Origin of the sequence: Bacteroides sp. AM44-19, from assembly GCF_003603395.1 — a bacterium.
Lineage (GTDB): Bacteria > Bacteroidota > Bacteroidia > Bacteroidales > Bacteroidaceae > Bacteroides > Bacteroides uniformis.
Window position 1 is genome coordinate 221,507 of sequence record NZ_QTNB01000007.1, and the last position, 12,224, is coordinate 233,730.

General features: G+C 50.0%; 12 protein-coding genes. 4 read left to right on the forward strand and 8 right to left on the reverse strand.

Going from position 1 to position 12,224, the window contains the following annotated elements:
* The first annotated feature begins 6 nt into the window (after positions 1–6).
* Complete coding sequence (locus DW947_RS12865; RefSeq protein WP_005824904.1) at positions 7–1,326, forward strand: TldD/PmbA family protein; 1,320 nt, start codon at positions 7–9, stop codon at positions 1,324–1,326.
* Positions 1,327–1,328: 2 nt separating this feature from the next.
* Here DW947_RS12865 and DW947_RS12870 read toward each other — a convergent pair whose 3' ends face one another.
* From DW947_RS12870 to DW947_RS12885, 4 genes are read right to left on the reverse strand one after another with little or no spacing between them, the layout of a single operon-like run.
* The gene (locus tag DW947_RS12870) at positions 1,329–2,345 is read right to left on the reverse strand and encodes a GNAT family N-acetyltransferase (RefSeq protein WP_098031843.1); all 1,017 of its coding nucleotides are present in this window, start codon (positions 2,343–2,345) and stop codon (positions 1,329–1,331) included.
* 42 nt (positions 2,346–2,387) lie between these two features.
* Positions 2,388–3,302, reverse strand: coding sequence for a DUF2156 domain-containing protein (locus DW947_RS12875; RefSeq protein ID WP_117866040.1), 915 nt, complete (start codon positions 3,300–3,302; stop codon positions 2,388–2,390).
* Positions 3,303–3,354: 52 nt separating this feature from the next.
* Positions 3,355–4,050, reverse strand: a complete 696-nt coding sequence (locus DW947_RS12880) for an LrgB family protein (RefSeq protein ID WP_005824898.1) — start codon at positions 4,048–4,050, stop codon at positions 3,355–3,357.
* The gene (locus tag DW947_RS12885) at positions 4,047–4,385 is read right to left on the reverse strand and encodes a CidA/LrgA family protein (protein WP_005824896.1); all 339 of its coding nucleotides are present in this window, start codon (positions 4,383–4,385) and stop codon (positions 4,047–4,049) included. Before DW947_RS12885 ends, DW947_RS12880 begins: the two co-directional genes overlap by 4 nt.
* A 322-nt stretch (positions 4,386–4,707) precedes the next feature.
* Between DW947_RS12885 and pta the strand changes: the two genes are divergently transcribed.
* From pta to DW947_RS12905, 3 genes are all read left to right on the forward strand, one after another.
* On the forward strand, positions 4,708–5,727 hold the full coding sequence (pta, locus tag DW947_RS12895) for a phosphate acetyltransferase (RefSeq protein ID WP_005824889.1): 1,020 nt from the start codon (positions 4,708–4,710) through the stop codon (positions 5,725–5,727).
* 21 nt (positions 5,728–5,748) lie between these two features.
* Entirely contained in the window at positions 5,749–6,945 is a 1,197-nt protein-coding gene (locus DW947_RS12900) for an acetate/propionate family kinase (RefSeq protein ID WP_022401075.1), read from the forward strand.
* 180 nt (positions 6,946–7,125) lie between these two features.
* Positions 7,126–8,526, forward strand: a complete 1,401-nt coding sequence (locus tag DW947_RS12905) for an alkaline phosphatase (protein ID WP_005824885.1) — start codon at positions 7,126–7,128, stop codon at positions 8,524–8,526.
* 98 nt (positions 8,527–8,624) lie between these two features.
* On the opposite strand, the gene DW947_RS12910 is transcribed toward DW947_RS12905, so the two are convergent.
* The 4 genes from DW947_RS12910 to DW947_RS12925 form a co-directional block, all read right to left on the reverse strand.
* Positions 8,625–8,837, reverse strand: a complete 213-nt coding sequence (locus DW947_RS12910) for a hypothetical protein (RefSeq protein ID WP_005824882.1) — start codon at positions 8,835–8,837, stop codon at positions 8,625–8,627.
* A gap of 99 nt (positions 8,838–8,936) precedes the next feature.
* A complete protein-coding gene (locus DW947_RS12915; protein ID WP_117963522.1) occupies positions 8,937–10,793 on the reverse strand; it encodes a ChbG/HpnK family deacetylase in 1,857 nt (618 codons plus the stop codon).
* 41 nt (positions 10,794–10,834) lie between these two features.
* Positions 10,835–11,599, reverse strand: a complete 765-nt coding sequence (locus DW947_RS12920) for a UDP-2,3-diacylglucosamine diphosphatase (protein ID WP_005824878.1) — start codon at positions 11,597–11,599, stop codon at positions 10,835–10,837.
* A gap of 39 nt (positions 11,600–11,638) precedes the next feature.
* Positions 11,639–11,950 (reverse strand): metal-sulfur cluster assembly factor, encoded by a 312-nt coding sequence (locus tag DW947_RS12925; RefSeq protein ID WP_005824875.1) that lies wholly within the window; start codon positions 11,948–11,950, stop codon positions 11,639–11,641.
* Between the last annotated feature and the right edge of the window lie 274 nt (positions 11,951–12,224).

Sequence of the window (12,224 nt, forward strand, 5' to 3'; positions counted from 1 at the left end):
AAAGACATGATTACAGACGACAATAAGAAATTGGCACAATGGGCAATGGAATATGCCTTGAAGAACGGTTGCCAGGCAGCCAAACTGGTGCTATATACAAATTCTAATTCTTCTTTTGAACTGCGTGACGGCAAAATGGACCGTTTGCAGCAGTCTACGGAGAATGGTTTGGGATTGAATCTTTATGTGGACGGACGTTTCGGCTCTTTTTCCACCAATCGGCTGGATAAGAAAGAATTGGAAACTCTTATCACGAATGGTATAGAGTCTACCCGCTATCTGGCGGTGGATGAGTCGCGTATGCTGGCCGACCCTGCACGCTACTATAAAGGAGGCAAGCCTGACTTGCAGCTTTTTGACAAGAAACTCTATGAAGTCAACCCGGATGATAAAGTGGCGATTGCACGTGCTGCTGCAGAGGAGGTATTGGGCAAGGATGAGCGTATCATTTCGGTTGATTCTTCTTATAGTGATGGCGAGGGTTCTTCCTATCGTTTGATAAGCAACGGATTTGAAGGCGAGTCGAAGAGTACCTGGTTCTCTGTCTCAGCCAGTGTATCCATTAAGGGAGAAGGCGAAGCTCGCCCTCAGGATTACTGGTACGACTCGGCTCTGTTCTATGATAAATTGACGAAGACGGGAATCGGTGCCAAGGCATTGGAACGCGTATTGCGCAAGCTGGGACAGAAGAAAGCAAAGTCGGGTAAATATACAATGGTGGTTGACCCTATGAATGTGGGAAACCTGCTCAGTCCGATGCTAAGTGCATTGTATGGCAGTGCTTTGCAACAAAAGAACTCCTTCCTGATGGATAAGCTGGATACGAAAGTGGCTTCCGACCTCTTCACGTTGCGTGACGAGCCGCATGCTATCGGTGCAAACGGTTCACGCTATTTCGATAATGAGGGTGTGGCTACCGAACCCCGCACTGTTTTTGACAAAGGCGTGCTGAAAACTTATTTCATCGATACCTACAATGGTAAGAAGATGGATATAGCTCCTACTATCAGTGCACCTTCACGTCTAATTCTGACACTGGGCGATAAGGACCTGAACGGATTGGTTGCAGATATTAAACAAGGCATCTTGGTTACGGGCTTCAATGGCGGTAACAGCAATAGCAGTACCGGTGACTTCTCTTATGGTATAGAGGGTTTCCTTATTGAAGACGGCAAGCTGACACAGCCCGTCAACGAAATGAATGTGACGGGTAACATGGTTACTTTATGGAATTCCTTGGTTGCTGTGGGCAATGACCCTCAACCGAACCGTTCATGGCAGATTCCTTCGCTGGTATTTGAGGGAGTCGACTTCAGCGGATTATAATGCTAGTTCAACATCAGGCTCATATATGGGCTTGATGTTGCAAATATTTTTTCGGTGAGTTCACCGATTGTAAGTGCCAAGTGGCTGCCCGGCAGACGCTTGGCACTATTCATATATTTACCATTGTTCAGGTAGTAGTAGCCGTTATTGGCACTGACCTGCTCATCGGTGAGATGAATGCTGAGTTCCAGTTCCGGATGGGCCGTAGCATAGAGTTGCAGCATGGTTTTGGCATTGATGATGCGTGCCATGCCCAAAAGTTGGCTTTCACCGGTAGCGGGAGGAGTGAGAACCCGGATGGACGGGAGATTCAAGCTTTGGCAGATATGTTGAAGCAGTAAAGTTTTTGTAGCGGGAGTATCCGACACGATTTCTCCAATGCGCCAGTTGGCTTTCCCTATCGGATAGGTAATGGCCAAAGCCGTGATTTCCTCCCCATTGCTCAATGTGCAAACGAAGCCCTGCCCCAGTTGTAAATCGGCAATGATAACCTGAAAATCCTCTTCCGTATGCTGGATGCAGCAAGGGCGCTCCCGCAATTTCCGGTCGAGATATTCATATCTTTTTTCAGTATATTCGGCAGACATTTCCAAAGTAAGGCCCGTATCGGCTGCCGGTGTGCCGGAAGCGATAAAAGTCTCTTCTGCATAGCGGAATACGGGTGCATAACCACTGCGGGCATAGTAGTCGAACAGCCACGGCTCTGCCGGTATCAAGGTGGATAAGGCGACATTATTGTGTAGCATCCGTGCAAAGGCTTGTGATAACAGCTCGTGCATTACGCCCCGGTTACGGTAATCAGGGTGTGTGCAGGCGCCGGATATATAGGCCGTATGAATATCTTCTCCTTCGAACGTCATAGGATAAGGCAACATCTGTAGGGCGGCAATCACTTCTTCGCCGCTTTGGATGGCAATATTGATATCATTGTTGTAGCGGAGCCGAAAATACAGTTCAGTAAATTCCTCGCTATCATTGAAACAGAGCTTCCATAAGTTCTTTACCTTTTCCCGTATCATCAATCCCTTATCCTTTTAATCCTTAATCTCTAATCCTTACTCTCACCATTTGATAGCTTCCACCGGTTCATCTTTCAGGCATGCCACGTATTTTTCCAGAATAATGGCAGGCTGGTACGAAAGTTTGGCCTTGCGCAATCCTTCAATACCCAAATCCTCTTCACGGTTGAGGTAGACATATTGTTCGGGGATATGGTTGGCAAATTCATAGTTAATCATTGCGTACGCTCCGTCTATGCTGGTGTCGGCCTTTTCCACATGTACTCCGAAGGTATCTTGGTTGATGGGCATTCCGAAAGTGAAGGCGGCAATTTTGCCGTCTACATGCAGGATGCCTCCGGTCAATCCCAGTTCTTCAAAATTGTGGAGGGCGTAGACCAGTGCGCGACGTTCGTTGCCCGTTCCTTCATGCTGGTCGCAATTGTTGGCCTTACACCATTCGGCTTCCAGGTCCAGACATTCCTGGATGCGGTCGGGAGTGATGGGAGTATATTCGTAATTATAGGTGCGTTTGAATTTGTTGACATGATTCCGTTTGGACTGGAATTTCTTTCCGGCAAGCGTGGCGAGGTCTGTACGCAGATAGAGGTAATCGGCATAGTCCCGGTCTGCTGTGAACTGGAATTTTCCGGGCATGAAGGCTTCCAGTTCCGAGCACATGCCCGAACATATTCCCAGCAGGCAGAAAGGTTCCCCTTCCCGGTGTGCGTCTTCGACCAGTGCGTCCAGTACTTTTGTCAAATCTCCGTTGCCTATTGGCATCATATACACCAGTTCGTCGTTTGCCCAGAATTTCAGTAGGAGGAAGCCGTCCATGATGGCAAACTTTGTATTGTATAGAAAGCGCCAGCTGCATAGGTTGGAGAATGAAAGGTCGCAATTCCGTTGCGGGCTGTTTTGTGTATAGGAAATAATAAGTTCTTTGTCTTGTAATTCGATATCCTTAAATGAAATCATACGTTGTTCTTAGTTGGTTATGATTATAGATAACAAAAATAAGACGATTTTGTTAGAGTAGCCCTAATAATCGCAGAATAGTCGGGGTCAACAATGCTGTGAAGATACCGTTCAGGGTCAGGCCGAGGCTGGCGAATGCACCGTATTTGCGGCTGATGTCCATGGCTGTGGAAGTTCCTACCGCGTGGGCGGCGGCTCCCAAGGAAAGGCCTTGTGCCATGGGACTGCCGATGTGTGTCAATTTCATGGTCTTGAAGCCCAGTATTCCTCCCAGTAGACCCACGCAAACCACTACGGCGGCGGTAAGTGAGGGAATGCCGCCCAGCGACTTGGTTACTTCCATGGCTATCGGCGTAGTGACCGACTTGGGCGCCAGGGAGTAGATAATCTCGTCGGAAGCCCCCATCAATTTAGCTATCAGCACGACAGAGATAACTCCCACAATGCAGCCGGCAAGTTGTGACAGCATGATGGGGAGCAGCTGTTTCTTAATCGTTTCCAATTGGAGGTATAGGGGGACTCCCAGGGCCACAACAGCGGGTTTCAGCCAGAATTCTATCAGATGTCCTCCTTCATTGTAGGTCTCATAACTGATATGTGTCATCTTCAGGAAGACAATGAGGATGGCAATTGTCAGCAGGATGGGGTTCAGCAACATGATGCCGGTCTTTTTCTGCAGGAGTTTGGCCAGAAAGAAAATCCCGAAGGTGACAGCCAATAGGAAAAATTCGTTTTCTAAAAAGTTCATTTGATTTTACGTGTTAGTTGATGAACCCATCCGGTGACTACAATCACCAGCAGGGTGCTGATTATGGAAGCGGTCACTATCGGCCAGAACTCGGAGGCGATGACATCGAAGTAAAGCATGAGAGCTACACCGGGCGGTACGAAGAAGAAGCCCAGGTTGGCAACCAGGAAGTCGGACATACCCTGCACCCAGTGCAGTTTAATCCAACCCAATTTCAAGAATAGGGTGAGCAACAGCATACCGATGATGCTGGAAGGTAACTTGATACCCGTAAAGAAAACAATCAGTTCACCCAAAGCTAAGCATCCGAAAAGGATGGCGCATTGACGAATCATACTATTATAATACCTATTGTTATACGTTGAAAACGCTGCAAAGGTAGGTATTCTATGTATTGCTTGTTATCGTTGTATCCTGATTTTTTTTATGTCGTTTGTAGAGTCGGGCGGGTTGTTCCTGCCGGACGGGTAATTGTTTGTTGCAGAGGGGCACGTGTGCGTACACATGAATGCTGGGAATACCTAATGTTAAATATTATAATAATTATGGTCTGAACGGTAAAAAGACCGATGTTTGCAATGTAGATATTGCAAAATTGTGTACTTTTGCGGCGTGAATAACACATACTGCCGATTCTTAATAGACAATTAAAATATCATGCAAAGATTAATTAACGAAATTGTTGAGCGTGCCAAAGCAAACCGCCAACGAATTGTTCTTCCCGAGGGTACGGAAGAGCGTACACTGAAAGCTGCCAATCAAATCTTGACTGACGGAGTAGCCGACTTGATTATCCTTGGAAAACCTGCCGAGATAGAGGCTTGTGCCAAAGAGTGGGGGCTGGGAAATATAAACAAGGCTACCATTATCGACCCGGAAGACCATCCTAAGAAAGAAGAATATGCCCAACTGCTTTGCGAGCTCCGCAAAAAGAAAGGCATGACCATCGAAGAGGCTCGCAAGTTGGTTGTCGATCCGCTTTATCTGGGCTGCCTGATTATAAAGAATGGCGATGCTGACGGCCAGTTGGCAGGTGCACGCAACACTACGGGTAATGTACTTCGCCCTGCTTTGCAGATTATCAAGACTTCCCCGGGCATCACTTGCGTTTCGGGTGCCATGCTGCTGCTGACACATGCTCCTGAATATGGAAAGAACGGTATCCTGGTGATGGGTGACGTGGCTGTGACTCCGGTGCCCGATGCAGAACAATTGGCACAGATTGCCGTATGTACGGCGCGTACAGCCCAGGCAGTTGCCGGTCTCGACCCGAAAGTTGCCATGCTGAGCTTCTCTACCAAGGGCTCTGCCAAGCACGAAGTGGTGGATAAAGTGGTTGAGGCATTGAAGATTGCCAAGGAGATGGCTCCCGATATTGCCATCGACGGTGAGTTGCAGGCCGATGCAGCTTTGGTGCCGGAAGTAGGTGCAAGCAAGGCTCCGGGTTCTTCTATCGCCGGACATGCTAACGTATTGGTTGTCCCCAGCCTCGAAGTGGGCAACATCTCCTACAAACTGGTGCAACGTCTGGGACATGCTGATGCCGTAGGACCTATCCTGCAAGGTATCGCCCGTCCGGTGAACGACCTTTCACGCGGTTGCTCCATCGAGGATGTGTACCGCATGATTGCCATCACTGCCAACCAGGCCATTGCTGCCAAAAAGAATGCTGAATAACTTTTAAATCTGATATATAGTATGAAAATCTTAGTATTGAACTGCGGTAGCTCGTCCATCAAATACAAATTGTTTGATATGGACCGGAAAGAAGTTATCGCCCAGGGTGGTATCGAAAAAATTGGTTTGAAGGACTCTTTCCTGAAGTTCACCTTGCCCAGTGGCGAGAAGAAAGTTCTTGAGAGGGACATTCCAGAGCATACCGTAGGTGTGGAATTTATCCTGAACACTTTGACAAGCCCTGAATATGGAGCCATCAAGTCTTTGGACGAAATCAATGCCGTAGGTCACCGTATGGTGCATGGAGGCGAAAAGTTCAGCGAGTCTGTACGGCTGACGCCGGAAGTGCTTGCCGCCTTCACTGCCTGCAACGACCTGGCTCCGCTCCACAATCCTGCTAACCTGAAGGGTGTAAATGCAATATCTGCCATTCTGCCTAATGTTCCGCAGATTGGTGTGTTCGATACGGCTTTCCACCAGACCATGCCGAAGCATGCCTATCTGTATGCCGTGCCTTACGAACTTTATGAAAAGTACGGCGTACGCCGTTATGGTTTCCACGGAACCTCACACCGCTACGTATCGCAGCGCGTCTGCGAGTTCCTGGGTGTAGAGCCGGAAGGAAAGAAAATCATCACTTGCCACATTGGCAACGGTGGTTCCATTACTGCCATCAAGGACGGTAAGTGTGTAGACACCAGCATGGGCTTGACCCCGCTGGAAGGTCTGATGATGGGTACCCGCAGTGGTGATATTGATGCCGGTGCCGTTTCCTTCATCATGGAGAAAGAGGGTCTGGATGCCAACGGCATCTCCAACCTGCTGAACAAGAAGAGCGGTGTGCTGGGTATCTTCGGTGAATCCAGTGACATGCGCGACCTGGAAAATGCCGTAGCTGCCGGCAATCCGAAGGCTGTTCTGGCTGAAGAAATGTACTTCTACCGCATCAAGAAATATATCGGTGCCTATGCCGCTGCTTTGGGTGGTGTGGATATCGTGGTATTTACCGGTGGTGTCGGCGAGAATCAGGCAAGTGCCCGCTGGGGTGCATGTGAAGGCCTGGAATTCATGGGCATAAAGCTGGATGCCGAGAAGAACAAAGTACGCGGTGAAGAAATGGTTATCTCTACCGAAGATTCTCAGGTGAAGGTGGTGGTAATCCCCACTGACGAGGAACTGATGATTGCTTCGGACACGATGGATATTCTGAAGAAGTAATATCGCTGTAATATTTCCCGGTTCCGGCTTCCCGGAGTCCGGATGTGGTTTCGCCCCTGCAAATATGTAATGTATTTGTAGGGGCGAAATGTTTTCCGAATCCTTTAAAATCCTTATCTTTGTTACTCGGTTAAAAACAATAAAGGCAATTTTCCGAATAACTTTAAATAAGAACTGCTTATGAAACGATTAATGTATGTGTTGTTCTTTGTACTGCTGACCAGCGGCATGGCCTATGCCCAGCAGGCGAAGTACGTGTTTTATTTCATCGGTGATGGAATGGGTGTGAACCAGGTGAACGGTACGGAAATGTATCTGGCCGAACAAGAAGGGCGCATCGGTGTAAAGCCTTTGCTGTTCACTTCTTTCCCGGTTGCCAGCATGGCAACTACCTTTTCTGCCACCAACTCGGTGACTGACTCTTCTGCTGCCGGAACAGCCCTGGCTACCGGTGCAAAGACCTATAACGGCGCCATTGGTATGGACGATAACAAGAGTGTGCTTCAGAGTGTGGCCGAGAGAGCCAAAAAGTCCGGTAAGAAAGTTGGGGTAACTACCAGCGTCAGCGTAGACCATGCTACTCCCGCTGCATTCTATGCCCACCAGCCGGACCGTGGTATGTATTACGAGATAGCCCTCGACCTGCCGAAAGCCGGTTTCGACTTCTATGCAGGCGGTGGTTTCTTGAAACCGACTACTACTGCCGACAAGAAAGAGGCTCCGAGCATCTTCCCTATCTTTGAAGAAGCCGGCTATACCGTTGCAAGAGGCCTTGACGAATACAAGTCGAAGTCTGCCCAGGCGGACAAGATGATTCTTATCCAGAAAGAAGGGGCAGAGCCTTCTTGCCTGCCCTATGCCATCGACCGCCAGGAAGGCGACCTGACGCTGGCCGAAATTACCGAAAGCGCCATCTCTTTCCTGACCAAAGGCAGTAACAAGGGTTTCTTCCTGATGGTTGAAGGTGGAAAGATTGACTGGGCCTGCCACGGAAACGACCCCGCCACAGTCTTTGAGGAAGTGGTGGATATGGACAACGCCATCAAGGTGGCTTACGAGTTCTATAAGAAGCATCCCAAAGAAACGCTGATTGTGGTAACTGCCGACCATGAAACCGGCGGTCTGGGGCTGGGTACCGGTAAGTACGAGCTTCAACTGAAAGCCCTTGCCAAGCAGAAGCAGTCTCAGGATATCCTTTCACGTTCCATCACGGATTTACGCAAGATGCGCAAGGTTATCAACTGGCCGGAAATGAAGGAATTCCTGGCAGAAAAGATGGGTTTCTGGAAAGAGCTGCCGGTGAGCTGGGAGCAGGAGAAGATGCTGCGTGATGCTTACGAAGAATCATTTGTGAACAAGCATGTAGTGTTTGAGGAAAGTCTTTATGCCAAGACTGAGCCCCTGGCCGTTGCCGCCAAGAAGGTGATGAGCCAGATTGCCATGGTAGGCTGGACCAGCGGTGGCCATACAGCCGGATATGTGCCGGTATTCGCAGTAGGTGCAGGTTCCAAGCTGTTCGTGGGTAAGATGGACAACACGGAAATCCCGAAACGCATAGCCAAGGCTGGCGGATACAAATAATAAAAGGTCACCACAGATTACACGGATTCTCACAGATTGGAAGCTCTGAAATCAAGTATAAGAGACTAATCTGTGAGAATCTGTGCTATCTGTGGTGATTATTCCTTAAGGTCCTTCTTTATAATTTCATCCATCTCCCGGATACGTTTCTCCCGTTCCTTGGCGGATTTTACTTTCTGGTCCTTGTATCCGGTATCTGTCCGTTCGGAGACCTCTTCGCTCCATTCCTCGAATTCATCCGTTGCCGGACGTCCGTGCGGGTCTATGTTCTCTTCGGCAATCGGGTCGTTTCTGTAAATCATATCATCCATGACGCTAATGTTTTTAATGTTATGATGTTATTACAACCATGCCGGGAAAAAGTTCCGGTAATCTTCACTTTTTCGTAATCATTTATAAGAATAAACGTTTTATAGCGTGGGCAGCAGGTACTTCCATATTAGATTCAGCTCTGCCTGCATGTCGGGGATGTTGGCGGTGACGGCAATGACGGCATCCTTGTCCGGCAACACCAGTATGTATTGTCCGTTGGCACCATCGGCACGGTAGGCGTTGTGGCGGCAGCGCCACATCTGGTAGCCGTAGCCCTGCAGCCAGTCGCTTGTCTTGGCGCTCATCTTCGCTTTCTTCAGTATCTCCGGTTTCATGCCGGCGGGCAGTGAGGGCACTTGGCAGGCAGATGCCTCCTTTACCCATTCTTCAGGCAGAATCTGCTGTCCGTTCCAGTTTCCTTTCTGCAGGAACAGTTGTCCCATCTTGGCAAGGTCTTCCGTTTTGAGGTACAACCCCCAGCCTCCGGTATTGATGCCTTGCGGGCTTTCCTGCCACCGGGCGTTGACGATGCCAAGCGGGCGGAACAGACGGGGATAGAGATAATCCACCACTTTCTCGCCCGTCACTTTCTGTACGATGGCTGAGAGCATGTAGGTTCCCAGGCTGTTGTAGGTGTAGAAGGTACCGGGCTTGTGCTCCACGGGGAAGGCAAGGAACTCCTGCACCCAATCGGCGTCCGCCTTTTTGCGTACCGTTCCGGTGGGGTCGGTGTCGTGCCCGCAGTTCATGGTCAGCAGGTCGCGTACGGTCATGGCTGCCAGATTTTCGCTGACGGTTGCCGGAAGCTTGTCGGGGAAGAAGGAGATGACCTTGTCCGTCAGCTTCAGCCTGCCTTCGGAGGCGGCAAGTCCCACGGCGGTGGCGGTGAATGTCTTGCTGACGGAGTTCAGGATGTGAGGCTCATCCTCTTTCCCTTCGCCCATCCATTCTTCGGCAATGACATTGCCGTGTTGCACAATCATGATACTGTGCAGGTCTTGTCCGGCTTTCTTTACGGCATCCAGATATCTGTTCATGGCCTTGTCCAGCTTCGGAGTAGCGGCGGTGCGGGGCAGGCCCTTGGTCAGTTGGTTGATGGAAATCAGCTTTATGCCTTTGTCCTCAATGGCTTTCCGGACATGGGGGCTTGTCAGCAGGTCGGTCACTCCCTGGCGGTCCAGCGCCACGTCCTCATATCCGACGTGGAAGACGGTTTTCATTTCATCGTTGTCCAGTGCCGGGTGGTCTAAGAAAAGGTAGCGCTGGCCCGGCTGCAACTTCTCCAATGCTTTGATGAAGCTGGCCTCCTTTTCTTCGGCGGTTCTTTTGGGGCCGTCGTACCCGATGTAGGTAAACCGGTAGTCCTTGGAGGAGTCCATGCGGTCGATGGACGGCAGGTTGTATTCTTTGGCGAGCCGTTGCACCAGCTCGTTCACTTCCTTGCTGAAACCGGTGGAGAGCATGTGTCCGGACAGATGGCTGAGTTGCGGAATGCTTTTCAGCGTCGTCTCTATCTGCGCGCGGAACTCCTGCTCTATCTCCTTGATGTCCCATTTCTGCTCCATGATGGACTGTCCCGGATAGGCGGGGTTAGGGAACATCATCGGGTAGAAATAGCCGTTCTCGTCCGTCAGGCTGGGGCAGTGGGTCAGCGGACGCCACTTCACGTTCTCCCACTCGCTGGTGATGACGAGGTGCAGGCCGACGTCCAGTCCCGGATTTTCTTTCAGCATCTTGATGGCTTCCGGATACCAGGCCGCTACGGGCATCACTTCCACGCTGCGGGCAATACCCGAGCGGTAGGTCTGGATACAGGCTTCGTTGACGGAATGCAGGGCACCGAGATCGTCAATGCGGATGACAAGTGTCGGGGCGCCGGATTGTCCCCATACCGGCAATGCTCCTGCTGCGAGCAGGCATCCGGCAATCATGTTTTTCAGTCTTAAAGGTTTCATGGGTGGTAATGGTATGATGGTTAACAGTTTGGAAATGCGGGTTATAGCTTCGTCTCTCCCTCCACAAAATTCTCAAGGAAGAGGTTCTCGCCGTCAAAGACGGCGTACGAGAAGTAGTTTATCCAGTCGCCGAGGATGAGGATGCGGGCGGTACTGCTCAGCATCAGGTCGAGTTCGATGTGGCGGTGACCGTAGATGAAGTAGTTGATGTTGGGATGGCTTTTCAGGTATTCCTTGGTGTAGAGCACCAGGTATTCGTTGTTTTCTCCCATGTATGCGGGTTCTTTCCCGTCTATGCGTTTCAAGCGGCTGTGCTTGGCCCAGTTCAGTCCCAGCTCCATGCTCCAGCGGGGGTGCAGGGCAGAGAACAGCGTCTGTAGGGTACGGCTGCGGAACATGGCGCGCAGCATCTTGAACTTCTTGTCCGGGTCGCCCAGCCCGTCACCGTGGGCAAGGTAGAACTCTTTTCCGAAGATTTCGGTGGTCAGCGGTTCGCGGTGTATCATGACGCCGCACTCCTTGGTCAGATAGTCGCCGCACCAAAGGTCATGGTTTCCCGTGAAAAAGTGGACTTCTACTCCCAGGTCGGTCAGTTCGGACAGCTTGCCCAGAAAGCGGGTGTATCCTTTGGGCACTACGGTACGGAATTCGTACCAGAAGTCGAACATGTCTCCCAGCAGGTATACGGCCGATGCCTTGTGCTTGATGCTGTCCAAGAAGTTGACCAGCCTCCGTTCTTGGGTTCGTCCGTGTTCGATGGCTCGTGAGCCCAGGTGAGCATCCGAGAGGAAATATACATTCTTCATTTTCAACTTTCCATTTTCAACTTTGAACTTTCAACTGATTTAAAGGAATCCCAGCTCCAGTTTCGCTTCTTCGCTCATCATGTCCTTGTCCCACTCGGGTTCGAAAACGAGATTGATGGTGGCGGAGGTTACGCCGTCGATGGATTCCACCTTCTGGCGCACATCTTCCATGATGAAGTCGGCTGCCGGACAGTTGGGGGCAGTCAGCGTCATGTCGATGGAGGCTTCTCCCTGGTCGGAGACGTCTATTTTGTAAATCAGTCCCAGGTCGTATACATTTACCGGTATTTCCGGGTCGAATACGGTCTTGAGCATGGAGACTATTTTCTCTTCTATTTCAAATTTGGTCATATTCGTAGGGTTTTATATATAGGTTTTCAAAGAACAAAGCTATGGAATTTAATTGAAAATGCAAAGGAACGCCCTCCTTTTCATTACTTCAGAAAGGGTTTGACGGTGGGGAAACACGCTTCACCCGCTGGGGGAACTCCCTTTACCCCTGGGGAAACTCCTTTTACAATAGGCGGTAAAGGTCTTTACAATATGGGGTAAAGGGCGTTACAATATAGGGTAATGTCTTTTCCTGATTTAGCTAGACGCTTTTTCTTTTTATAACCGATATCAG